This window comes from Bacillus sp. SIMBA_031 (assembly GCF_046535225.1).
In the GTDB taxonomy this organism is placed as follows: domain Bacteria; phylum Bacillota; class Bacilli; order Bacillales; family Bacillaceae; genus Bacillus; species Bacillus velezensis.
Genome location: NZ_JAWRXC010000446.1, coordinates 1 through 255 on the forward strand (window position 1 = coordinate 1; position 255 = coordinate 255).

1 protein-coding gene is annotated in these 255 nt (G+C 65.9%); it reads right to left on the minus strand.

The genetic code is table 11. The features are described 5' to 3' along the window. Positions 1-255, minus strand: a 255-nt coding sequence (locus SB724_RS20980) for a hypothetical protein (protein WP_410572898.1), incomplete at both ends; no start/stop codon positions are given.

Sequence of the window (255 nt, forward strand, 5' to 3'; positions counted from 1 at the left end):
TTACTGCGCGTTCCGTCCCGTTCCAGCTTTCGCAGGGCCAGGAACAGCGCCGCTGCGCACAATGCGACGGCGGCACCGCCCAACGCGGCCCGACCCGCGTGCGGCGGGTCGACGGCGAGGGGAAGGGCCACGATGCACGCGATGTCAGCGATGGCTACCTGCGCCGTCATGGCCAACACTTTTGGTCCCGAAAGCCGAAGCGAATCGATGATCGGCAGGACCAGTGCTGCCGCGGACGAGGAAAGGAGAACTATA